The 25,628-nt window shown below is 42.0% G+C and carries 19 protein-coding genes and 2 pseudogenes; 15 read left to right on the forward strand and 6 right to left on the reverse strand.

Annotated elements, in window-relative coordinates; genetic code table 11:
- Positions 1-83 precede the first annotated feature (83 nt).
- The 12 genes and pseudogenes from NQ546_RS14780 to NQ546_RS14835 all read left to right on the forward strand — a co-directional run bounded on the left by NQ546_RS14780 (position 84) and on the right by NQ546_RS14835 (position 17,057).
- Entirely contained in the window at positions 84-1,697 is a 1,614-nt protein-coding gene (locus tag NQ546_RS14780; RefSeq protein WP_004290273.1) for a hypothetical protein, read from the forward strand.
- Positions 1,666-2,649 (forward strand): zinc-binding metallopeptidase family protein, encoded by a 984-nt coding sequence (locus NQ546_RS14785; protein ID WP_004290272.1) that lies wholly within the window; start codon positions 1,666-1,668, stop codon positions 2,647-2,649. Before NQ546_RS14780 ends, NQ546_RS14785 begins: the two co-directional genes overlap by 32 nt.
- A 134-nt stretch (positions 2,650-2,783) precedes the next feature.
- A complete protein-coding gene (locus NQ546_RS14790) occupies positions 2,784-3,131 on the forward strand; it encodes a hypothetical protein (RefSeq protein ID WP_004290270.1) in 348 nt (115 codons plus the stop codon).
- Positions 3,132-3,299: 168 nt separating this feature from the next.
- Positions 3,300-3,983: a recombinase family protein gene (locus NQ546_RS14795; RefSeq protein ID WP_021940841.1), complete on the forward strand. Its 684-nt coding sequence runs from the start codon at positions 3,300-3,302 to the stop codon at positions 3,981-3,983.
- 4 nt (positions 3,984-3,987) lie between these two features.
- Positions 3,988-4,221, forward strand: coding sequence for a hypothetical protein (locus tag NQ546_RS14800; protein WP_021940840.1), 234 nt, complete (start codon positions 3,988-3,990; stop codon positions 4,219-4,221).
- Between the two features lie 847 nt (positions 4,222-5,068).
- Positions 5,069-5,377, forward strand: a complete 309-nt coding sequence (locus NQ546_RS14805; protein ID WP_147293906.1) for a hypothetical protein — start codon at positions 5,069-5,071, stop codon at positions 5,375-5,377.
- Positions 5,378-6,263: 886 nt separating this feature from the next.
- Positions 6,264-6,500: a DUF6965 family protein gene (locus NQ546_RS14810; RefSeq protein ID WP_004290267.1), complete on the forward strand. Its 237-nt coding sequence runs from the start codon at positions 6,264-6,266 to the stop codon at positions 6,498-6,500.
- 301 nt (positions 6,501-6,801) lie between these two features.
- Positions 6,802-7,002 (forward strand): annotated as a pseudogene (locus NQ546_RS14815) (transposase domain-containing protein); the annotation flags it as partial.
- Positions 7,003-7,401: 399 nt separating this feature from the next.
- A complete protein-coding gene (locus tag NQ546_RS14820) occupies positions 7,402-10,464 on the forward strand; it encodes a SusC/RagA family TonB-linked outer membrane protein (protein ID WP_115615925.1) in 3,063 nt (1,020 codons plus the stop codon).
- A 17-nt stretch (positions 10,465-10,481) separates the two neighbouring features.
- Positions 10,482-12,476, forward strand: coding sequence for a RagB/SusD family nutrient uptake outer membrane protein (locus NQ546_RS14825; protein WP_004290264.1), 1,995 nt, complete (start codon positions 10,482-10,484; stop codon positions 12,474-12,476).
- A gap of 100 nt (positions 12,477-12,576) precedes the next feature.
- On the forward strand, positions 12,577-15,036 hold the full coding sequence (locus tag NQ546_RS14830; protein ID WP_115615926.1) for a glycosyl hydrolase 115 family protein: 2,460 nt from the start codon (positions 12,577-12,579) through the stop codon (positions 15,034-15,036).
- Positions 15,037-15,044: 8 nt separating this feature from the next.
- On the forward strand, positions 15,045-17,057 hold the full coding sequence (locus NQ546_RS14835) for an alpha-glucuronidase (protein ID WP_115615927.1): 2,013 nt from the start codon (positions 15,045-15,047) through the stop codon (positions 17,055-17,057).
- A gap of 408 nt (positions 17,058-17,465) precedes the next feature.
- On the opposite strand, the pseudogene NQ546_RS14840 reads toward NQ546_RS14835, so the two are convergent.
- Positions 17,466-17,704: pseudogene (locus NQ546_RS14840) on the reverse strand (winged helix-turn-helix domain-containing protein).
- A gap of 89 nt (positions 17,705-17,793) precedes the next feature.
- Here NQ546_RS14840 and tnpA point away from each other — a divergent pair.
- The gene (gene tnpA / locus NQ546_RS14845; protein ID WP_004290257.1) at positions 17,794-18,036 is read left to right on the forward strand and encodes an IS66 family insertion sequence element accessory protein TnpA; all 243 of its coding nucleotides are present in this window, start codon (positions 17,794-17,796) and stop codon (positions 18,034-18,036) included.
- A gap of 719 nt (positions 18,037-18,755) precedes the next feature.
- Here the strand turns inward: tnpA and NQ546_RS14850 are convergent.
- From NQ546_RS14850 to NQ546_RS14870, 5 genes are all read right to left on the reverse strand, one after another.
- Positions 18,756-19,799, reverse strand: coding sequence for a sialidase family protein (locus NQ546_RS14850; RefSeq protein ID WP_004290254.1), 1,044 nt, complete (start codon positions 19,797-19,799; stop codon positions 18,756-18,758).
- Positions 19,800-19,887: 88 nt separating this feature from the next.
- Positions 19,888-21,546 carry a hypothetical protein gene (locus NQ546_RS14855; protein WP_004290253.1) on the reverse strand — a complete coding sequence of 553 codons (1,659 nt, stop codon included), beginning with the start codon at positions 21,544-21,546 and terminating at the stop codon, positions 19,888-19,890.
- 69 nt (positions 21,547-21,615) lie between these two features.
- Positions 21,616-22,083, reverse strand: a complete 468-nt coding sequence (locus NQ546_RS14860; protein WP_004290252.1) for a hypothetical protein — start codon at positions 22,081-22,083, stop codon at positions 21,616-21,618.
- A gap of 117 nt (positions 22,084-22,200) precedes the next feature.
- Positions 22,201-22,635 carry a hypothetical protein gene (locus tag NQ546_RS14865; protein ID WP_004290251.1) on the reverse strand — a complete coding sequence of 145 codons (435 nt, stop codon included), beginning with the start codon at positions 22,633-22,635 and terminating at the stop codon, positions 22,201-22,203.
- On the reverse strand, positions 22,632-22,970 hold the full coding sequence (locus NQ546_RS14870) for a hypothetical protein (protein WP_004290250.1): 339 nt from the start codon (positions 22,968-22,970) through the stop codon (positions 22,632-22,634). Before NQ546_RS14870 ends, NQ546_RS14865 begins: the two co-directional genes overlap by 4 nt.
- A gap of 366 nt (positions 22,971-23,336) precedes the next feature.
- Between NQ546_RS14870 and NQ546_RS14875 the strand changes: the two genes are divergently transcribed.
- Complete coding sequence (locus tag NQ546_RS14875) at positions 23,337-23,558, forward strand: hypothetical protein (protein ID WP_004290248.1); 222 nt, start codon at positions 23,337-23,339, stop codon at positions 23,556-23,558.
- Entirely contained in the window at positions 23,542-25,239 is a 1,698-nt protein-coding gene (locus tag NQ546_RS14880; protein ID WP_004290247.1) for a hypothetical protein, read from the forward strand. The genes NQ546_RS14875 and NQ546_RS14880 overlap by 17 nt, the downstream gene beginning before the upstream one ends.
- Positions 25,240-25,628 lie beyond the last annotated feature (389 nt).

Below are 25,628 nucleotides of genomic sequence, written 5' to 3' on the forward strand. Positions count from 1 at the left end.
TAATATTCCGGGGAGGGATATTTCCGATTAAAAGGAAGTATCCCTCCTTTTTTATTTACTGACAATTTAAAATTCAGAAGATTATGTTATACTATGATTTTTGTGGCTACGAAGGGTTCAAGGCGTATTTCGGCCTTGAAAAGAGAGACAACGGTGTAGTGGTAAGAAAGAACAAGATATTGCTGGCCCACCTTAAGAATCCTGCATTACTGAAGTACTGCGAGGAACATAACGACTATACTCTGCTGCATATATACAATATGGCTGATCTACAAAAGAAGGTATTTGAAGCCATTATCAAATCAGGAAAGGATGATGAAAAGCTGCCCCATAAAGTGGAGCTGATAGGTGAAACATACTATTCCTCCAAATATGAGACCGATGAATTCAGAGGCCTGTGTGAGGACCTTGACAAACATTCAATCCGTTATATCAATGTTGAACGTAACCGGGTTTTCAAGATGAGGGCCGGAAAGTTCATGAGAGAGCTTATCCTTGAGACAGAGATAGGGAAACTGCTTTCACCCTGTGTGGTGAACTGGATTGCAGGAGATGTATTTGCCCAAAGATGGTGTACTTATACCTATGGATATACTCCCGATATGGAGCTGTTTGTCAACGATGAGTTCTGGAGAATCTATGACAGCAGCTATTGCAAGGGGAACTTCGGTTCATGTATGACGGATGAGGACCGTACTTCATTCTATTATTCTTCAGTGAAGGCCAAGGCGGCCTATATAACGGATAAGACAGGGCTGATTGTGGCAAGGGCAATCCTTTTTACCGATGTTACGGATCAGGACGGTAAGAAATGGAGGCTGCTCGAAAGGCAATATTCCTCAGAGAGCGATGACGTGTTGAAACGCCTGCTGGTAGATAAACTTATTCAGGAAGATTATATTGACGGCTATAAGGTGATTGGCGCTTCCTGTCATCAGGCGGACGCTTTTGTTGACATCAACGGCAATTCATTATCCGACAGGAAGTTTGAGATAGAGTGCAATCTGGAAGAGACGGATACGCTTTCCTACCAGGATTCCTTCAAATGGTACAGTTACAGCCGCAGCAGAGCCTATAACTACGAGAACCCCGAGACCTCATACAACCTTGACACCACAGACCTGAACCTTTATGGCGATACTGATGAAGATGAGGATGAAAGTCTATGGGATGAATATCACCAATACGACTGTGATGATACCACACTCTGCTACCTGCATGGAAATGAGATAAATGTAGATTCCGAAAACCTGGATGATTTTGTATGGATAGCATCCAAAGAGGAATACCACCATAAGGATGACTGTGTATGCTGTGACAATTGTGGAGAGAACCTGCTGAAAGATAATGCGGAATACTCCGAGGTGACAGAAAAGCATTATTGCTGTAAGGAGTGTATGGAGAAGACCGAGGATACATTCAAGCGGAAGAACTGGTATTATTCAGAATATGACAATGAATGGTATGAAAGTCTTGATGATATAACCCGGATCAATATCTGGAATGAATCGGAAAGTATCTATGAAGAGAAATCAATCCATGTAGATACCTTGAATCGTCTGATTGGGAATGAGGACGCATGGGAGTTTGGTGAGGATGTATTTGATGAAGTAAATCCGAGTACCAATCTCCCGTATGGTTATAAACTTAAAAAAGAGATGAGTCATGAATACACAACTGTTGAAGAGGCTGTATAGTATTTACAGCCCCAGTGGAAAGGAGCAGAAGATGATGACGTTTCTATGCTCCTATATAAAACAGCTCCCCGGAAACATATCCGTATCAAAGGATAAATTCGGGAACCTGTATGTAATAAAGGGAAAAGCTGAGACCTATCCCTGTTTGGTGAGCCATATCGACCAGGTATCACACTGCAACCATTCAAAGGATTTCAAGGCGGTAGAGACAAGGGAAGTCATATTCGGTTATTCACCCAAACATAAAAGGTTTGAGAATTTGGGAGCCGATGACAAGAACGGAGTGTTCATCTGCCTTGAATGCCTAAAGAAGTATGATTCTATTAAAGTAGTCTTTTTTAGAGAGGAGGAAACGGGATGCAGGGGAAGTTCTGAAGCGGTGATGTCTTTCTTTGATGATGTGAGATTCGTTATCCAGCCTGACAGAAAGGGTAATTCGGATCTGATTACAAGTATCGGATATGCTGACCTGTGTTCCGAAGGGTTCATGGAAGCTATAGAACCTGAGAAATGGGGTTACATGGAGGAGAACGGCTTGATGACCGATATTCTGACCTTGAAAGAAAAAGGATTGGAAGTTTCCTGTCTCAACGTCTCATGTGGTTATTACAATGCCCATACCGATGAGGAGATAACGGTAAAGAAAGACCTGATGAAAAGCCTGCTGTTTGTAGAGCATATCATAGAAGACTGTACCAACACCTATCCCCATACGCAAAGTGATTCATATTTCAGCCCCTATGAGTTCGAGGATGAGATTTATGATATACTGAACAATGATCCGACTTTAACTCCCGAAGACCTTTATGAAATGTATTCCACAGACTTTCCACACTTGAGACCGGATGATTACAAGAGGATATGCAGGGATTACCGGATGCTTTGGAAGGAATATGAAGAATACAAACTGATAAACGGCAGCGGATATGAAAACGAGAAGATTCTGTCCTAAATGCGGACGTATGCTTTTAAAATCAAGGATTAAAGGCTATGCATTCCAGTGTATGAACTGTGACGAGGATTTCTATAGGTTTGAAGTCCTTACAAAAAAGCAGAAAAGAATGATGGATTTAAAAACAAAGAGTCATGGAAAGAGACAAAGATTATAATGTGGAATTGGCTAAGTATATCTGGTCAATCCTGAAATCCAAACCTCCCGTACTGATGTCCTGGGGAGTGGATCTTGATACGATAAAAGTGATAGACAGGGGCTTGCAGTTCCATGTGCAGGGTTTTCTTCTGACCGGAAATGTAGTGATAGTCTATAATGAAGGGACGGATTATTTCGACGTAACTTTCCACAGGGATGGTTCTCCTGAGGAAGTCCGGATTTATAATAATGTCGCCCTTGACGGACTTGTAGATCTGATAGACTCGAAAGTGGAGAAAACCGATGAGTATGAGAAGAGAGTTTCTGATACATATGATACATAAGATATCGGCGGTTCTCTGAGAAATCGGAATATGTGATAATAGGCTTTCTGTGAGGGAGTAGGTTTTGTAAGAACTCGAAATCTCATGGAAAGCCTTTTTTATAAATCAGCTTAAAGGTTATTGAACGGTCGTTTAGTAACCGAGAAGAGCGTTAAATAAGTGTTAATTATGATACGGAAAAATTATGTAGCCTACCTACGACAGTCCACGATGAAACAGGAAATCTCAGGACTTGGGGTAGAGGCACAGAGAGAAATAATACGGAATTACCTGAAGGATAAAAAAACGATTGCTGAATATATTGAAACGGAAAGCGGGAGAAAATCCAACAGACCTAAACTTGCTGAAGCTTTGGAGTTATGCAGAAAAACGAATTCTATCCTGATTGTAGCAAAATTGGATAGATTAAGTCGGAATGTGGCTTTCACCAGTAAATTGTTGGAGAGTGATGTCGAGATCGTATTTTGTGATTTTCCTGAGGCCAATAAACTTGTGCTACATATCATCAGCAGTATAGCAGAGTATGAGGCGGGATTGATCAGCCAAAGAACGAAACAATCCCTGAAAGCCAAGAAATCAAGAGGATATAAGCTTGGTAAATCCGAGAACTTATTAAACAGACTGCATCAAGCGGTAGAAAATAGCAATAAGACCAATCACCGGAAAGCTCTTGACAATCCTAACAACAAGAGGGCGATGGCATTGTTGAAAAATCTGGTGAAAGAAGACAGGAGCTTATCTGAAATGGCGAGAATCCTGAACAGTGAAGGATTTGTAACTTCCAAGGGATGTCAATTCAGAGCATCACAGGTAAGTATATTATTGAAAAGGTATAACTTAAAAGAAGATTGAGATTATGGAACCTAAGTATGTATTGATTTTGGATTTTTGTGTCGGCTGTCTGAATATCATAAAGCTGACAGATGAAGAACTGAGAGAATCGGAGAATTACGAGGACTTTGAATCTTTCCTTTCAACCATCGAGGGAAAATACGGATTCAAACTTAATAATTGCCAGTGGATGACTACTGAAAATCTGGACATCTATTGTTACCAGAACGGAGAGGAAACAGAACCCAATCTGTTATAGCCAAATCAGGAAGAGAAACTAAGGTGATACTTGGTTTCTTTTTTCCTTTCTTCGGGTTGGTCGGAGATAGGAGTATGAAACGTAAGTGGAATGTAATACATAACTGGAAGACATAGGTGTTATAAAAAAGTCTGCAAATCAGGTACAAATGCTTAAAGAATAACGTTTTTGTAGTTTTTTTATAACATCCTTACGGTTATGTCATACTCATTACTTATGTCTCTGACCAACCCCTGACCAAATGAAGGTGTCGTTTACTTGTAGGTCACCATATTCTTAACCGGATGAATAGTCTCGGCATGATTTTATACATTTTCTGCCGGCAATCATCTCATCCGGTTCTGTGAATGGTGGGATAAAAGAAAAACGACTGGAGATTTTTTATTATTCCGGTCTTTATGGTGCTGTCTGAATTTGGGTTGTGAGATTAAGATTATTTTGTTGATTGATAATAGTTGTCAGGGGTTGGTTCATGTCTTTCTTATCCCTAAAAGTCAAAGAGATTATAGTTTGGATGCTTGGTTTTGTGCTTAGATTTTGTTTCTTTTCCTGCCTCAAAAGGGGAAATAGAGGGGAAAAGGGGGTGGAAAGTACTATTTTTTATAACTTTTTCAATTCTACTTATCCAGAAATTAGTAAAAAAATAGGTTTTAGAGATTCCCCTTTCCGCTTTCCCCCTTCTCTCTTGAGGGTGGGAAGAAAGAAGATAATGAACCAACCCTAATGTTATAATTCCCAAACTCCGGAATGGATACGAAGCTTTACCGGTTGAACAATAACAGAAAGATCATCCCCGTTAACATAAAAACCCATATCTTTGCCTCTCGTTATGGTTACAGTCGGAGATATGAATGAATTGATGTCGGCTTTCAAGATGAGAGCTGACAGTATAATAGTTTCTGACAGGGTTGTCGGAAATTCATTGTTGATAGCCGGAAGGATTCAGAACAGAGTTTTTCCCGAGGTTATTCTTGAAAGGATTGCTGCTACCGGAGGTGTTTGTAAGGTATCTGTCGGTGAAGGTGTTGTGATAGAAATGGACAAGGAGATTGCTGAAGAGACGGTTTATATAATATCTTCTCTTGGGGAACAGAACATAGAACTTGATATTGAGGAAGTGGAAAAAAGAAAGATTAACCTGTATTATGGGGGCTGATCTTTTTCCGGTTATTTCAGTCCATGATAGCTTTGCCTCAGTACTGGTCGGACGGATGATGTATTTTAATGATATGGCTGCCGAACAATATAACTTAAGAAAATGATATGATATTCAATTAACTCCTCTTATTACCAAAAATCCATTACTCTATATATTAGGAATGATAGGCAAGAAGAAAAAGTAATTCCGTTTCTCCTTGGAAAAATCTATAAATTATAAGTAAAGGGGTAAGGCGGAGCCAATGTAGTGAGAGTGTAATACATAACTGTAAGACAAAAGTGTTATAAAAAATTGTGCAAATAAGGTACAAATGCTGGGGGGGAGTGTAAAATAAATTGTGTCATGCTAGTTCATTAGTCTATTATTGATTTTACATATACAACATTTTCGGTATTTAATCTGACCTATGGAGAGTAAACGGAACGCAATCAATATTTTTCCTTATGCAATCTATTCCTTTTAAGTAAAATCTCCCATTTTAAGAAAAAAAGTTGCATGAAATTATTGTATATCTTTCTTCTTTCGTTTGTTGTAGGCTCACGCCGCCTGAGTGGGTTATTATGATATAGTTGTATAGTATAAATTATTATATAACCTGCCTACGGTTGACTCTGCAATTAGGATAGGGCCTCATAATAAAAAGAATACAACTAAAAATTAAATTCTAAATCAGGCACGACTTCCCTACAAGATTCAACTATTAAATCCGGATCAAAAACAAAAATCTGAAATAAACTGTATATCATACCGCCGGTTCATCTTCCACACTATCCCAATTTCCATACTCTTCATTGGTACTGGAGAATATATCAGTGTGGAAAATGTACGGCGGCGATATATTGTGAGTTCAGAAATTGTATCTTTGCTTCAAAATTTGGAAAGGATGACAGAAAAGGAAATATACCGGTTTGATGAGGAATCGGTGAAAGACATTGTCCGTTGGGCGTTGACAGCACAGTTACCGGAAGAGGCGTATCTTGGTTCTGAATATATTGCGGATGTACGTGAATATGTAAAGTCAAGTATCCGGGATATAAACCTGCATTATCCGGATCCGTTCTATAATACAGCAATAATCGGTTTGTACAGGTTGAAAGAGTTTGTGGAAGAAACCGGATAATTCGGTATTGATATCCTGACAGTACTGTAATCGACTTTGACAATCTGTTTTTGACCCTTATGTCTGAAATCCGTATATTTGCCATACTGAAATACTCTACTCAATTATAAACTACTGTCGGTACGCTTTGTCTGTGATAGATAGGGCATACTTTTTTCAAATCAGCCATACTTATAGATATGATGCATTTAACTGTAGTGATAGAGTAGAACTTTGTCTGGTTACACAAGAATGGTTATCAATTGCTTAACAGGTTTGGATAACGTAGCTAAGAATAGAAAAGGAGCACTAGTCTTGAATCCGTAAGCACTGTTTGTTCTGTAGAGACAAAGTGGCGGCTGAGAATATGGCTATAATCTGCTCCTTGCTTGGCTCATGTAAGGAACGTGGTGTCAATCCCAGAGAGTGGCTGAATGATGTGATAGGCAGACTCCCTTATTATCTGGCTCCCAAATCAGACAGAGACTTGAGGGAGCTGCTGCCGGATGTGTGGAGAAAATAATCGGGACAGTTCCGGGAAAATGCAGGAATAAACGGGAAAAAGCGAGACTGACACTCAATAACAACCCTGAGATAAGTTAGTATATGAAAATTGAGATGCACTTACAATGGAGGGCATCCCACTGAAAAATCGAATGCACAAGATGTAGTTGAGCAGTCGCTTACCGTTTAATAATGTAATAAATGTACTAGAAAATGTAACGTAGGTATCAACATATGTTACAAATAGCAAAATATTTGTATCGTTATAATTTGGGTTGTTTAGTATTAATTATTTCCTTTGCACAAAATAACATTTATTGTTTAACCTATTCAAAATAATAGCATATGAAAACATAAAAAGAACCTTAATGAGTCTACACTTTGATTTAACATTTTAATTCAATTAAAACTTTTTTTTATGAAATGCACAACTTATTATTTTAGGCCTTTGGGGCTATTATTGTTACTCTGCCTGATACCTCTGTGCAGTATTGCTCAGAATATCATGGTAAAGGGTATTGTGAAAGATAATTTCGGTGAACCGGTTATTGGCGCCAACGTAACAGAAAAAGGAACAACCAATGGTATGATAACCGATTTGGACGGAAACTTCTCGTTGACTGTACAGAAAAACGCAACTTTAGTAATTTCTTATATCGGATATGTAACACAAGAAATTGCCGTTAAAGGAAATGCAAATCTCAACATTACATTAAAAGAAGACTCCAAAGCATTGGAGGAAGTGGTTGTTATCGGTTACGGTACAGCGCGAAAATCAGATGTAACAGGTTCTATTGCATCAGTAGGTGGCGATAAACTACGCGAAATGCCGGCAACGAATATCACATACGCTTTACAAAATCGTATAGCCGGTGTGGATATGGCACAGACATCCTCACAACCTGGTGCTACGATGCAGATTCGTATCCGCGGTACCCGTTCTCTGACAGCTTCCAACGACCCGTTAGTTGTATTGGACGGTATTCCTTTCATGGGAAACTTGTCTGATATCAACCCCGGTGACATTAAAAGTATGGATATTCTGAAGGATGCTTCTTCTACAGCCATTTACGGTTCACGCGGTGCTAATGGTGTTATTTTAATCACAACAAACAAAGGTACACAAGGTACTCCTGCCAAGTTTACGTATAATGGCTATGTAGGCGCCAAGACCGTATTCTCCAAATATCCGATGATGGACGGCAAGAAGTTTGCTGAAATGCGTAAATATGCAGGCAAATTCGAGAATTCATTAGATGAATCAGATGATGTAAACACAGACTGGCAGGACTTGATGTTCCGTACCGGTATGGTTACTAGTCATGATGTAAATGTAGCCGGTGGCACGAATAATGGTAGCTACAGTTTTGGCGCCGCCTATTATAAGGATCAAGGCGTAGTTCCCACCCAGAATTACACTCGCTATTCAGTTCGCGGCTCATTCGACCAAGGCGTAGGTAAATATTTCCGTTTCGGATTAGCTACAAACACTAATTATAATGTAACAAAAGGTCAAAATATCGGTCTTTACAACACACTGGCAACTTCTCCGATTGCCAATCCGTACAACGAAGACGGAAGCCTGAAGAGAACCGTAAAACTCAACAGCCAGGACGAACATTTCGTTATAACACGCGATGTTGTAGAAAGCCTTGAAGATACGTGGCTGAACGAACAGATAGGTTTCGGTACTTACAATAATCTTTTTGCCGAGGTACAATGCCCATGGATTAAAGGTTTGAAGTACCGCGTTAATTTAGGCTTGAATTACCGCTCTACTAAAGGTGGAACATTTCAAGGTGAAGGTGTAAACAGTACAACAGTCGACGCTCCTTCTACAGCCTCTTTGACACACACTGAAACAACCAACTGGGCTATAGAAAATATGATAACCTATGACCGTACATTTGGTAAGCATCAACTGAATGTGGTAGGTATGTACTCAGCTGAAGAAACTGTTTACACAAAATCTAACATTGCAGCATTGGACATTCCAGCAGGATACTTGCAATACTATAATTTAGGTCGTGCAGAAGGTGCTATCACCGTCAATCCGGACAATTGGAATTATCAGAAAAGCGGTTTGATGTCGTATATGGGACGTGTCATGTATACATACGACAACCGTTACATGTTTATGGCAACTGTACGTTCTGATGCATCTTCACGCTTGGCCAAAGGCCACCAGTGGCACACTTATCCTGCCGTATCCGCGGGTTGGAATATCAGACAGGAATCATTTATGGATGGCATCGAATGGCTGGATATCCTGAAAGTACGCGTAGGTTACGGACAAACCTCCAACCAGGCCGTAGATCCGTATTCTACTTGGGGAAAATTGTCTACCCGTCCTTACAACTTCGGTCCTACAGGCTATGCTACAGGTTATTATGTTTCCGCATTGCCTAACTACGAATTAGGTTGGGAGTACTCTTCAACTTGGAACTTCGGTCTTGATTTCACATTATTCGGCGGTCGTCTGTCCGGTACATTAGAATACTACACACAGAAGACATCTGATTTGCTCCAAAATGTCAACTTACCTTCAACAGCCGGTGTAAGTAACTACATGGGTAATGTTGGAAAGACTGAAAATAAAGGTTTTGAACTTACCTTGAATGGAACCATCCTCGACAACTATAACGGTTGGACGTGGGATGCCAGCATCAACCTCGCCGCTAACCGCAACAAACTGACCGAACTTGCTTCGGGAGCCGACCGCGATGAAGGCAATAGCTGGTTTGTGGGTCATCCTATTGATGCAATCTATGATTACGAAAAGATAGGCTTATGGCAAGAAGGCGATCCTTATCTTGATATCTTGGAACCGGGTGGAAACGTTGGTATGATTAAAGTGAAATATACCGGTGAATACAATGAAGACGGTACGCCTGTACGCCAGATTGGTCCTGACGACCGCCAAATCATCAGTTTAGAGCCTAAATTCACAGGTGGTTTCAGTACGCGCGTTGCTTATAAAGGCTTCGATTTGAATGTTATCACAGCATTCAGATACGGCGGCAAACTGATTAGTACATTACATCACGCCGGCGGTTATCTGAACATGCTGACAGGTCGTCGTGGTAACGTAGATGTAGACTATTGGACCGAAGAAAACACCGATGCCAAATATCCGAAACCGGGCGGCATTCAGAGTGGTGATAATCCTAAATACGGTAGTACATTAGGTTTCTTCGACGGCTCCTACTGGAAAGTCCGCAACATCTCTTTAGGTTATAAATTCGATCATCATAAATGGTTAAAGGACTTCGGTATCCAAAGTTTGCGCGCTTACGTGACAATACAGAATCCGTTCGTTATCTGTTCTCCTTTCCACAAGGAAACAGGTCTAGATCCGGAAACCAACTCTTATGGAAATGAAAATTCAGCTACGGCCGCCTTCCAAAGACGTTTCTTGACAGTAGGAACAAATTCTCCTTCCACACGTAATTATTTATTCGGCATTAACTTGACATTCTAATTAAGCTTTGAAAAACTATGAAACCAATATTAACAAATATAAGAGTTCTAGGAACTACGGCACTGGCACTGATCTTTGCAACTTCTTGCTCGGATATTCTAGACGAACAGCCACGTAGTATTTATGAACCTACTTTCTTCCAAACAGAACGAGGTGTAGAAGGTGGTATAACCGCCATGTATTCGAATTTGCGTAATCTCTACGGACAGGCTTATTATTACAACGCTTGCCTGACAGGTACGGACGAAGCTACTTGGGGACAATCGGCCGACGGTAACTTCAAAGACGCAGACCTGTCTGGGGTGGGAAGTCTGACTGCAAGTAGTAGCCGTTCAGATGCCCTGTGGGGAAGTACTTTCCCAAATATCAATACCGCTAACGGCATAATCGAGAATGGAACAGCTGTAGGCGTTTCAGCACCTTTGCTTGCCGAAGCACATTTCTTCCGCGGTATGGACTATTTCATGTTAGTGCAAACATTCGGTGGCGTCCCTCTGGATCTAGGTGCAGGCGAATTGAAGTTCAACACTTCCACTTCCCGTACATCAATGCGCAACACAGTTCCCGAAGTATATACCAAAGCTATTTTCCCTGATTTGAAAACGGCTGTTGCCGATTTACCGGACAATCCTCGTGTAACAGGTGGAGTAACTAAAACCGTAGCGCGCTTGTACTTGTCTAAAGCATACTTGACGTACGGTTGGTGGTTGGAAAACCCCAATGATATTCCAACATATCCGGAATGTGAACGTACAGACCCTGACGGACACGATGCAGCATGGTATTATCAGCAAGCTTATGATATTGCAACTGAAGCTATTGACAATCCTGGCCCATATGGTTTGATGGAAAGTTTCTACCAAGTTAACGCCGGCCCATACGATCGTAACAAAGAAATTTTGCTGTATGCCGATCATACTCAAGAAGATGAGTATTACAATGGTGGTAGCATATTTAGTGATAATAATTCAGGGGGTGCTCCTAATAATTTTGCAGGTTGGATGATGAATTGGAACTACACAGACATCCAAGCTAAAGACAAAGATGGTAATACTATTTCACCCGTAATTCGTGTCGCAGAACAAGCCTATGGCCGCCCATGGACTCGTATGGCTCCTCCTCATGGTGTATTCACAAAAACGTTTAAGGATAAAGCCAAAGATTCCCGCTACGACGGAACATTTACAACTGTTTACCGCGGTAACTGGTCTACAAATGGAAAAGATTGGACAACTGTTATAGGAGCTAATGACATGGAAGTAACTGAAGGAGAACCGTTATTAAAGTTCCTCTCTGAAGATGATCCTAGCATACAATATCCTCCCGCTTATGACCCAACGTACGAAGGCGAAGACAAAACTACAAGGTTTGCAGGAAAGAGCAACACTGGAGCAGGAGTTATAGTAGGATACAGTTATTATGTAATGGGACCCAGTGCAATCAGCCGCCGCGTATATCCAGGTCTTTGGAAACTCGGTCCCTATCGTACAGATAACGGCGACGGGCCAGGTATACCAAATGCAGGTAGTACACGTCCATACAATATTGCCAAGTTCTCCGAGCTTTACCTTATTGCAGCAGAAGCGGCAGTAAAAGGTGCAACAACTAAGCCTGATAAGAATGCGCGTGAATTAGTTAATGTTTTACGCGATCGTGCTGGAAAATGGACATTCAGTAATGCAGAAAACAAAGAAATGGACGAGGACTATGGTTCTCAATTAACAGCTGAAACTCCGGCAACAATTGACATCAATTTCATCCTAGATGAACGTTCACGTGAATACTTCGGTGAAGGTTATCGTTGGTTCGATCTTGTTCGTACACAAAAATGGAACGAATATGCCGACGAATATCAGATTTGCGGAACGGAGAAAGGAGATCGCGAAATCAAGACTTACACTCGTACCATCAAACCCGGACATTATCTGCGCCCGATCCCGCAAGGACAACTTGACGGTATGGAAATGAGTGCTGACGAAAAGAAGAACTATCAAAATCCCGAATATAGATAAATTGTCTTATTTAGGGTAAGTTAGCAATAGGTATTCATCAGAACCGTTTGTAGATGTCCCAAGGTATCTGCAAGCGGTTTTTTTGTAAAATATTCATATTATGAGAAATAGTAGTTTTTGTATTATTCTATTTTTAGCAAGTATCTGTTGGGAGCTACCTGTAAAAGCTGCAGAACGTTTCATAGCCAATGATGCTGTCGGTTTCAAATGGATACAAAAAGAGAAATCTTATCCGATACTGATAGATAGCGAGGAACATAAAGGAGTGCTTCGCGCCATTACTAATCTGCAAACAGATGCACACGCTGTAACCGGTGTAACCCCAAAAATAACAAACTCCATAACTGACAAGCAGCTATTGATTATCGGTTCAATTGACCGTAGTAGCTGGATAAAGCAACTGATGTCATCGGGAAAAATCCCGGCCGATGAATTAAAAGGGAAGCATGAAAAGTATATCCTATGCACAATCAAACAACCATTTGAAGGAGTGGAAGAAGCTGTAGTAATTGCAGGCAGCGACAAGCGAGGCACTATCTATGGTATCTATGAGCTGTCTTCTCAAATAGGTGTATCCCCCTGGTACTATTGGGCAGACGTTCCCGTAAAACACAGCGACAATATCTCAATTCTTCCGGGTAGCTATACAGACGGAGAACCTGCCATAGAATATCGGGGTATTTTCCTGAATGATGAATGGCCGTCATTAGGCAACTGGGCACAAAAGGCATTCGGCGGTTTCAATAGCCGGTTCTATGAAAAAGTATTTGAACTCATACTCCGCCTGAGAGGAAACTTCATGTGGCCTGCCATGTGGAACAGCGCCTTCTACGACGATGATGCACAAAACGGAGTACTGGCAGACGAAATGGGAATCGTAATGGGAACTTCCCACCACGAACCTATGGGATTAGCTCAACAAGACTGGAAGCGTCGCGGAACAGGCGCCTGGGATTATACCCAAAATGCCACCGTACTCCGGGATTTCTGGACAAAAGGAATGGAACGTTGTAAAGATTGGGAGTCTGTAATTACCATAGGTATGCGCGGAGATGGCGATATGCCGATGAGCAAAGATGCCAATATTGATCTATTACAGAATATTGTCAAAGACCAACGTAAAATCATAACTAAAGTTACAGGCAAGAAGATTTCCGCAACTCCTCAAGTATGGGCACTATATAAAGAAGTACAAGAGTATTACGACAAGGGGATGCGTGTCCCTGATGACATCACATTATTGCTTTGCGATGACAATTGGGGCAATGTAAGAAAACTGCCTTCATTAACAGATAAACCCCGTAAAGGTGGCTATGGTATGTATTACCACTTTGACTATGTAGGTGGCCCCAGAAACTACAAATGGCTGAACTGCAACCAGGTAGAGCGCGTATGGGAACAAATGAACCTTTGCTATGAATACGGCGTCAAGAAGCTTTGGATTGTAAATGTAGGTGATTTGAAGCCTATGGAATACCCTATCCAGTTTTTCCTTGATATGGCTTGGCGGCCTGAAGCATTCACTCCTACGAATATATTCGACCATACCATAGCCTTTGCAGCACAGCAGTTCGGCGAGGAACATGCCGAAGAAATAGCGGACATCATCAAGCTCTACAGTAAATATGCACGTAGAGTCACTCCCGAACTTCTGAATGCAAAAACATATCAGTTCAACTATGACGAGTGGCCTACTGTCGTCAGGGAGTGGAACAACTTGGAGCTTCGTGCCTTGAGAGTCTATCAGGAGCTTGATCCCCGTTGGTACGATGCTTACGAAGAACTCGTCCTGTTCCCTATTCAGGCTATGCAGAATGTCTACGAGATGTACTACTCCGTAGCCATGAACGCTAAAGCTGAATCCCCGGCCGAAATCAACCGTTGGGCGAAGCGCATCGAGGAATTGTATAAGAGAGATTCCTTACTATGCTCCCATTATCATCATGAGATTGCAAACGGGAAATGGGATCATATGATGGATCAGGTACATATCGGGTACACCTATTGGCAACAACCGGAAACACAAATTATGCCTAAAGTGAGAAAATCCGAAGGCACAGCTTACCTTTGCCATAAGGAAGCCGACGGATATATTTCTATAGAGGCCGGAAATTTCAAAACCAATCACAAAGCCACCGTCATCCCCGACCTCGGCAAGACAGAATGTGCCGTCACCACTTTACCCGCTTCCGCAACTCCGGACAATGCTTATGTAGAGTACGAACTCAAGACCGTATCTTCGGGTACGGCAAAACTAAGTATTTTGCTTGCCCCTACCCTCAACTTCAATGCAAACAAGGGACTATGTTTTGCTATTAGTGTAGACGGCAGTCAGGAACAGATCATTAATTTCAACGGCCATTATGACGGAAGGCTCGGACCATGGCAGGCCGCCAGCATTATCAAGACAAATACGAAAGTCGATTTCGGGAAAGCCGGCAGACACATCCTTCGTTTCAGATTTGTAGATCCGGGTATCGTTATGGAGAAAATTCTTATAGACTTCGGTGGTCTAAGACCAGCATACCTCGGGGCTCCCTCCTCTAAACTAATTAAATAAATACCTATATGAGAGACATTAAAACACTTACTATTATCCTTTTTTCCATTCTGACATTTTCGGCATGTTATACTCCCGAACCCGCAGACCAGGATGGAACCATGCTTTGGCTCGCAAACGGACGCAGCTACGAAGACGTGCTCAACTCCGTCGTAACCAAAATCGACAGTAGCCTTGCCAAAGAAGAATACCATATTTATGACACCGACGGTAAACGCTATGTCAACGGTGGCTCGCAAGCTGCCATCCGTTACGGAGTGTATGCCCTCCAAAGGGCGGAAGTCCTCGGTAAAGCGGCCCCCGGCCTGGATATTCACGAGAAGCCCTATTATGAGTACCGTATTCTCAACCACTGGGATAATCTTGACGACACTGTAGAAAGGGGGTATGCCGGATTATCCATGTGGGAATGGACAGCAAACGAGATTCCGGTAGAGAGAATCCGCCACTATGGTGAGCTCTGCTCTTCCGTAGGATTAAATGGGGCTGTGCTCAATAATGTCAATGCCAATCCCCTCATCCTCGACAAAGAGCATATCGAAAGAGTAGCCCAAATTGCCACCATACTCAGAGAGTATGGCATAACGACCTATCTCTCGATAAAATGGACAAGTCCTATCACTCTCGGCGGACTAAAATCCGGGGATCCTCTCGACCCTAAAGTCCGTCAGTGGTGGAAAGACAAAGCGGCAGAAATTTACACAGCCATTCCCGATTTCGGCGGTTTTCTCGTGAAAGCCAACTCCGAAGGACAGGCTGGTCCGCAAGATTATGGCCGCACCCATGCCGATGGCGCAAACATGCTTGCCGAAGCAGTAGCTCCTTATGGTGGAATCATCATGTGGAGAGCTTTTGTCTATAGTCCTACCAGTAGCGACAGGGCCAATCAGGCCGTAGAAGAATTCAAATCCCTTGACGGATTATTTGCAGACAATGTAATAATCCAGATCAAGAACGGTCCTATTGATTTCCAGCCACGCGAACCCTTCAGCCCTCTATTCGGACAGTTGTACAAAACTCCTATGATGATGGAGTTTCAAATCACCCAAGAATATCTTGGCTTCTCCAATCATCTTGTCTATCATGGCACTACTTATGAAGAATGTCTAGACAGTGATACGTATAGGGACGGAAAAGGTTCTACAGTAGCCAAAATGGTAAAAGCGATCGCAGGTGTAGCAAATACCGGTCAGGATCCTAATTTTTGCGGCTACATCTTCGCTCAGTCCAACTGGTATGCTTTCGGTCGTCTTGCCTGGGATCCCACGTTGAGTGCCGAACAGATTGCAGATGAATGGGTACGTCAGACATTCATCAAACCCAAGAATATGACCACCGAAACTTATGAAGAAAAGTTTCTTGACCCTGTCAAAGATGTAATGATGAGCTCCCGCGAGACAGCCGTAAATTACATGATGCCACTTGGATTCCATCATATATTTGGCGGTTCGCATTATGGGCCGGGACCATGGGAAAATAGTATAAGACGTCCCGACTGGTCGCCTATATTCTATCATAAAGCAGACAAAGACGGAGTGGGATTTGACCGCACACGCAACGGTTCTGCTAATGTAGACCAATACCATGAACCGCTGGCTTCACAATTCAATTCACTGGAAACCTGTCCTGAAAATCTTCTTCTTTGGTTCCACCATCTTCCATGGAACTATAAACTTTCTTCAGGTAGAGAACTTTGGGACGAGATATGCCTGCATTATGACAAAGGTATCTCGCAAGTTGAGGGATACCAAAAAACATGGGCAAAGCTCAAGCCCTATGTCAGTGAAAGCATATTTAATGAGGTATCCGAAAAGCTGAATATTCAGAAGAATGATGCCGAATGGTGGAGAGACGCTTGTGTAGGTTATTTCCAAACTTTCTCCAACAAAGAGCTGCCTGCAGGTGTAAGACCTCTGAACACCCCCATTGATTCCCTAATGAACAGCAGAGTGAAATCCAATCGTTACGGTATGCCTTACCATGATAAGAATCACAAGCCTATCATTATCAAACGTAGTTAAAAACATTTTACCCATGTACAGAACATCCTGTGCATGGGTCTTTTTAAATAGTTAAGTAAATACATCTTTGTTCACACACTTTTCTTTTGCGAAAAAATGAGAGATACAATCATAATGTTAATTACATAATGACTGAAAAAGTTTATTTCTATTTTTTGTTTCCACCGGTGGAAACAAAATGTGCTTGCTGTTGTTTATACTGCATATATGATGAAAGTCATATTGTTTCAAATAAATTGCATACCGGTTCTTTGTGAAAATCACCGGTATTTGTTAAATCAGAAAGACGGTAGAAGTCAGCGGATTCCTATCGTCTTTTCATTAACAGTAAGCCACAGGCTCTCACAAGGATTACCAGCAAGCACTCGCCAGTTTAAGTTTTGTTTTTTTGCTCTTGTCCGGTATGAGTCATGCATCCGACCGGTACGAACAGAACGAATGATCCTCGCCCGAGATACCTATCAACCCATTCTTGCGCTGTACGCAGATCTTGTTCTCACGTGCCAGCCATCTGACAGCAAGCGCGGTGCTCTCAACGCTCAGATTCAACTTTCTGGCAAGTTCGGGGATGGAAATCTCCTCTCCCCGGTTCCATTCATGGCCTGCCAGACTTTTCCGGCATTAAACCCGATGATATTCTTATCCATAATGGTTTTTATTGTAAGCGCCTGAAGTAAGTACATCTCCTACTCTTCATTTTCCTTGCTTACTTTTGCTGCAAAAAAAATAATATCCTATGATGCAGCGACGTAAACATATGATGAGCAGAGAAAAATTTATCTCCATTCTTTTCCGTCAGCAGCAGAGTGGTTTGTCCATTGCTGATTTTTGTGAGAATGAAGGTTATAGCCATAGCAGATTCTATCTTTGGAAACAAAAATACGGTATTACGGAGCGGGAGTTATTGGCCGAAGCAGTAAGTGTAGAACCAGACAATAAAAATCCTTCTGGATTAGAATATATAAATAGAACCACTTGATGATTGTAATAAATGCTGAGTACTTCCAGAAGATCAGGTTCTGACGTAAGATCTGGATATAAAGGATCTATAAGATATTGTAGATATTCCACCGGCACCGGCAACTGTTGTAGGATTGGCAGATATAGAAGGAGTTCCCCATGAACCGTAACTACCATCTGAATAAGAGTTCACAGCCTGACTAACATTAGCGCTAGATGCTGAACTAGATTTACCATTCATTGTAACGGTTAATGAAACAACAGCTACGGTAGTTTGACTCGATGCAGTTGTACCCTTAGATCCTGTATTAGCTAAACCGGATGAAGCATTTACGGTTGCTGTTCCTGAAGTTCTGTTAAATGATGGAGTTCCGCCGGATGTTAACGTCGTTGTTTTTCCGGATGTCAATATACAGTTTGTTCGTAAGAGTAACTAGGCGACGAATTATCTCCGGCGGCTGAATAGCAGAATAACTCAAAGAATCTACTACCGGATTCATAGTAATTTTGTTTATGAATTATACTAACTGTTTCGTTGGGACTTTTATCTTAGAATTGTATAACAGTTCTGAAAAAAGCGTATTCAGATTCAGAAGGCCATTAATAGTTGTTTTTTATATATCCCGGTTCTATTATTTGTTATTCGCCGTTCTCAGAACTTTCCGGTTTATATAGGATAATAAAAAAGCCGGAACTTAGTCCGGCTAATTTAAAGATGTTTGATAAAGTACTGAAAGTCTATTGAACAGGACAAATGCCATACAAAGTGGCGCCTGTTACTTTTGTTGCCAAATTCCAATTGACTCCGTCAGTAGAATAAGCAATACTTCCACTGCTTCCTACCGCCACAAACTTTTCATTCTCATAAGTGACGTCATAGAGTGAATAACCTCCTGTTGTACTCCAATTCACTCCGTCAGTAGAAGAGGCGATTTTCCCATTATCACTTACTGCCACGAATTTCCCATTACCAAAAGCAATGTCGGTAACTTTCATCGCATCATTGATAATTCCGCCATTACTCCAATTTACTCCATCATAAGATATATCCGAATATGATGGATTGTTGGCGGTATTTCTATTCCGGACTTTTACATACTTTCCATTTCCATGAGCTATTCCGGTATTAAAACTTTCCGTTTCAAAGACATTCCAGTTTTCTCCATTATCAGACTTTCCACAATATCCGCCTCCGGATTGACCGTCCAAAAGGTAAAAACTTCCATTCAAGAAGACAATCCTACCCCATGTAGGGGCTGAAGTGAGGGGAGTCTCAACACATACCGGAGTCCAATTCGTCCCATCAGAGGAGACATGGACACCACCTCTGCTTGAGGTTATGAATTTGCCATTTCCAAAAACTACGCCATTTCCATTATTATACCCGGATATATCAGGTAATACTTTAGGTGCATCCCAATTCATGCCATCGACAGAGGTTGTATAATATCCATCTGCCCAACTACTTAAACTACTATTTCCCACTGCTACATACCTCCCATTCCCATGTGCTACAGCATTCCATATTCCACTTCCTATAAGTGCCATATTATTATCTCCTACAATTATAAATTCATTATTCCATTTAATTATCCCGTCTGTTGATATTGGCTTTTGTGGTTCTTGTGGATTCTCCGGTTCTACAGGAGTTCCAGGTTCCTGCGGTTCTTCGGGTTGTTCTGTTGGTGGAACAAGCGGTTCTTCCGGAATAACAGGTTCATCCTTCTCACAGGATGCAAACACACAAAGCCCCAATACGATACAAAATAATCTGATTTTCATGATTTTACTTTTAATTTCTACATTTTTAATGCAAAAATACCAATTCTAATGTTATATTTCACAAGTCAAAAACTTAAAATAAGTAAAATCAGATTTCTATTCTCTCAATATATCCGTTGCTTCCACAAACGATAAATCCTGTCAGTCCCCTTTCCTGACTGCATGTGAAAAGGATAGTGTTTCCTGATTCTTCCTGGGTGAACATATCGTATTCCGTTCTTTCATTCCCGGTATTTTTTCCGACATTGATTTCTACATATTCAGGCATTCCACTTCTGTCTATGGAATTGAAATTATCTCCCGAATGCCATTCTACGGAAAATCCGACCTCTTCCGTTGCTCCCGATTCTTTTCCGTTGATGATTTTCTTTTTCAGGGAAGATACATTCACCCGCTGTTTTCCACCCGCTGCCGGAACAGACATGGAATCAGTATCTATGGAGAATACATATTCCCATGTTATTATTCCCGCTTCCTGGTATACTTCAACTTCATCCCAGCTTTCTTCATTGGATGCGGTAACGACAACGCTTCTTTCCCCGCCTGTATTCTCTACCGCTGTCAGTATGTTTTCCGATAACGACCAACCATTACTATGTGCGGGTATACTGAAAATAGGTGTTGCGGAGTCATCAATATCTTCCTTACTGCCTGAATCCCATTCTCTGATACCTTTTCTTTCCGCTGTTCCCGATAATAAGGATGTACCACCTGTTGCACCTATTCTTACAGGATCAGCTGATACATCAATAGTCCAGTCTTCCCAGGAATCCGAATAAGAGTTCGCAGCCTGTTCAACATTGGTGTTCCCGGAGGTTATTGATTTACCATTCATAGAGACAGTCAAAGTTACAGTAGCTACAGTAGTCCGACTGGATTGTGCAGTACCTTTTGAACCGATTTTAGCACTACCGGAAGACGAATCAATTTCCGCAGTTCCCGAAATTCTATTAAAAGATAAAGTTCCGCCGGATGTAAGTGTCGTAGTTCTTCCCGATACCCAATGGACAACCTGATGATATGTATAACTTGGCGACACAGTTCCCCCGGCGGCCGGAATAACAGGATAAGAGAAAGCATCTACAACCGGATTATTATAGCTACTGATAGAGTCCGCATCTTGATAATGAGTTACTGTAAGCGTCTTTTTAGGATCTGAACCAAAAGATTCTGATTGAGTCCATGTAATAGTACCACTCGGATTAGTTGTTCCAGTATTAGCTCCGTAGCTAATAGTATCACTCGCGGCGGTCCATGTTCCAGAACCAGAATTACTAGAAGTATAAGCTACATTAGTTTGTGACCCCTCTACATAGACACGATTACCTGCATTACTGTAACTGAACTGTCTCTTGTATGAAGTCACTGTGAATTTCTGTGAACCTCCCGCCGCGGATATAGTTGCTGTCGTAGGAGTTACAGAGAAAGTATATTCCCAGTCAAGACGCTCGATATGGTCTTCGGGAACAAGCTGGTCGGTCGCATAGGCATAACCCTTTTTTATATACAAACCAGCTGACTCGATTTGGCTTCTTGTAGGACACATTGTAGTATCTCCAGTGAAAGATTCTGCCTTTAGTGTATTACAGAAGTCCTTTGTCGCTATTCTAAAATATTGTGCCATTATATAAAGTATATTATAATTACAATTTAACTTGGTAATAGGACTATAGTGTATCATCCAAGGCATTTCCACAGCAGATATTCTTATGATTACTGCTGTTAAAAGGATTAAGAAAACCGTCATGCTCCCCACACAACGGTTTTCAATACACACTATAGTCCGGAATTTACTTCATTCCATATGTCCACTTTATCAGACCTGTACTCTCAATATGGCAGATACCGGGCTAATGTCCAGAGAAGCGTTCTTAATCCTGCTTGCCCCTAGAATCTTGGCACTCCTCCGGTATGCGTCCAGAAAATCGGTTTGTCTTATATGATAGGGATATATGCAGCCCGGAATCATAGGAAAAGGGCTGGGCATCCAAAAGCCGTTATATCCATGGGCGGTCATCATGAATGCGTCCGCGTCCATTATATCTTTTGTCGGGTCAGCATTGTAGGGGGTATAGTCAAATCCCCGGTGGAAGAACATCGCCACCGCATTACCGATTGTGTACAGCTCGAACCTGACTTTATCCTTGCCTGCGTAACTGTCCAGATCTGCCTGTACCGATGCTTCAACCGTATCCTTGTCCATTGCCAGAAGGTCATACACCTTGCCGGCTACAAATATTTTCTTATCTATTATTTGCCTATTATTGGGAATATTCTTGTTCATACATTAATTTTTTATTTGTTAATTATTACATTCTTATCCGGCGAGAGCATAACTTCCCCATTGATTAGCCATAACATTTGCCATCTTCGGAATATTTCTCAATTTCTCTCCGGTGCATCAGAATATTATCTGCATTAAGATACGATCCGAATAGCATCTCAGGCCTATATGCTCCACTGTCTGCCCCGTCTCTTCAAACAGCTGGAATTTATAGAACCTGATGAAGCTCGTGATATCGGAATAGAAATTCTTCCCGGCAAATTTTAGCGGATGTATCATCGGATATCCACCGACAGCTTGAAGTTGGAATGCTCCTATTCCCACCCCGGTTATCAAGGCCATGTCCGAATCGTAGATAATCGGTTTGTCGGGATCATAGTTGAAGTCCCTGACAAAGAACATTCTGACCTCCTTCTCGCTGATTTCCTTTATTCTGAACTGTGCCATTCCAGAGGTGTATTCGTCCAATGATTCCTGTACCCGTGATTCCATTTCTTCAATGCTCATGTTTGTATTGAGCACCTCTCCGTTTGCTATAAAATAGTTTTTCATAATGATTTAGGTTTAGTTTTCTGTGATGTGATTGTTAATGTTATGCCCAATTCCCTTTTCAGATAAGAGACAAGGCCGGAATAGGCGTCAATCCGTTTTCTTTCTCTATGTATGATTGATAAAGCCTCTTGTAGGGTCAGATTGATGCAGAGACCGGTTTTAAAAGCGTCTCCATATTTCTGTCGGAGCGCTTCTATGTCTCTTTGGTATTTTTCAGGGATAGGTTCGGATGATATTGCTTTTTCGATGACATCAGGTGCGGTAACAGTTTCCTGACGATTGGGCATAGGCTCCCGCTCAAGTCCCAATAGTTGGTTTATGAACTCTTTAAACATATTGCTTTATGCTATTTATGTTTCAGATATTAGGCGTTGGCAGGCTGTGAATGGCGTTTTAGCGATTTGGAAGAGAAAAAAATAAAAGGGCGCCGTCCATTTCCCTGGTCATTCTCTTTGCCTTTTCCCGGCTATGGCAATTTATATTCCAGGTATTCATTCGGCGCCCTTCATTGTGAGTATTTGTTTCTTCGATAATAAGGCTTTGGGAAGATATGAGACGGAGAGAGACTGTATACCTTATATATAATAGCGCTCCAGACATGAAAAACGCGCGCCATTTCCAGCCATACCCTAATCTGTGTAATAAGAACATGTTCCAGTGAGCATGTCCGATTGATTAATCAAACCTAATTTTTTTAAACAATGAAGACCAATAAGAAAGAAATCGTGAGGAAATCAGAACTCCTCGCACAGATCAGAGCCGACCTCAAGGCATGGGAGGAGGCCGAACCGGACTTTGACGACAACTACTTCGACGAGTCGGACGTGATGTCATACTATGAGTTCCTGACCGACAGATACCGGGACGAGTGGATAATAATTGACGATACCAAGGAAGGAGGAGGCGATGAGGGAACTGTTTGACATCACTCCCCATTCCACAGGTCCGGGTTTCAGAATGGGGCTCAAGACCGGGGAGATAGATGTTCCTGACGAGAGCGGTGGATATATCGTCAGTTCGGGTATGGGTTCGGGAAAGACAGAAAGCATAAAGAGCCTTATCCGCCACAAACATGATGAGGGTATCCTATATTGCGTAGATACCAGAGATGAACTGGAAAAGATGTTCGGCTGGATAGTGGAGAACCTTGTGGTGGAGGGACTCATGAAAATGGAGGATGTGATGATCATATCCAGTGATCCCGGAAGAGCCGATTTCTTAGGGCAATATAGGGACAACCCCGAAGTGCTCATGGAAAAGAAAGTGATTCTGATTACCCATGTACGCTTCTGGACGGACCTGATAAACCATTTCCTCATCTATAAGCCCGGGAAAGAGGTGGACCCGTTTGACGGCGATTTCAGGGCGTTGATGAGAAGGGATGATTTGAGGCGTTATATCATATTCGACGAGACGCCGACCTTCATCAATCCCTTTGTGGAGTTTGACAGAAGCATACTCGGGATATTCGGAAAGACCGATGAAGACGGTAACATCACCTGCAAGTCCCCTGAAGAGCTGAACCGGTATTATGATCTCTTCATCAGGGGCGGAAGGAATGACCTCTTCAATCAGGCCTACAGGATCAACAGGATAAAGCGTGACGTGGTGCTGGGGCTGATTCCGAAGTATTATGACTCATGGATGATGTCCGATACCGACAAGGTGGGGATTACATTCTATCCGGTTGACCTCTGTCCTGAAGGCATGACGATCTCCACGCATATACTCATATTCGAGGGAGCGGGCAATATCCTTTTCAGAGGCTCCACACGCTTCACCCTTCTGGATACTGAAAACAAGTACAATACCGTAACGGAGTTCAGGAAGATGGATTTCGGACTGTCCAGAAAGTATTTTGACGAGGTGAGGTTTGGTGAGTTCGTCAAGAGGACAAGCAGACTGATAGACAAGCCTTCCCTGATTGTATGCTGGAAGGACATAAACGGTGACGATGACGGGCCGGGAAAGTCAGGATATGCGGAACGTTTCAGAAGACTGTTGGTAGCAGAAGGTGTTGGCCCGGATCTGTTCACCGTCACCTATTATGGAGCGACCGACAACAAGAGCACCAATTCATACAGGGATATTGAACAGATCTTCCTATGCGGTGACTGGAATCTGCCCAATACCGAATCAGCCAGAATCCGGAGGGCTTATGGTACCACTACTGACTCGCACAGTCAGAAGGACTGGTATTTCTCACAGCTCATAACGAGGATAGGCATCAGGAAGCATATCGAGGGTGAAGTATATACGGTCTGGTACACGGATGATTTTGACGGGAGGTTCATAGAGAGAATGGACGCCTACTTCAATGAGAACAGGGTCATTGGCAGAAAATCCGTATCCAACACTGACTGGGAGAAGAGGCTGGACGGAATGAGGATCAGAAGCAACATTAAAGAGGAGATCAGACTATTGGCCAGGTATGACAAGGATATGCAGAGGGCTATAACCATGGATAGTGAATATACGAAGGAGGTTACTTTTGCCTATCTGGAAGAGATACTGGGCATAAAGAGGTCGGCCAGGGAGAGACGTTATTATAGGAAGCTGATTGAAACCCTGGGTAAACTTGGAATCACCCTGGTTATACAATGATACTTCCGTCCGTATGATAAGCTAAGACAAATATTTACTTACCCGTACTTTTTTGATGGACATACTAATATATATAGAGAATAAAAAAAGTACGGGTAATATAGTAAATGAAGGGGTTATGGAATAGAGAGTGAAGAAAGAGACCTGCTTCGCGGTCTACCAAAGTGAGAAGAAAAAGATAAACGAAACAAAAAAATATCCTTCTTCTCTCTCACTCTGAAAGGGTACGAAGTAGCCTCTCTCTTCAATCTTTCATCAACCGTTCCCATAGCTCCTTTACCGAAAAAGAGTGGTTCTTCCCGAGAGACGAAGATACTGAGAGGACCGGCTTTCTCCCAAAGTAAAGCCAGGTCCGGTCTCTAGGAAGGTTCACGATACAATAAAGCAAA

This window comes from Bacteroides eggerthii (assembly GCF_025146565.1).
Taxonomy (GTDB): domain Bacteria; phylum Bacteroidota; class Bacteroidia; order Bacteroidales; family Bacteroidaceae; genus Bacteroides; species Bacteroides eggerthii.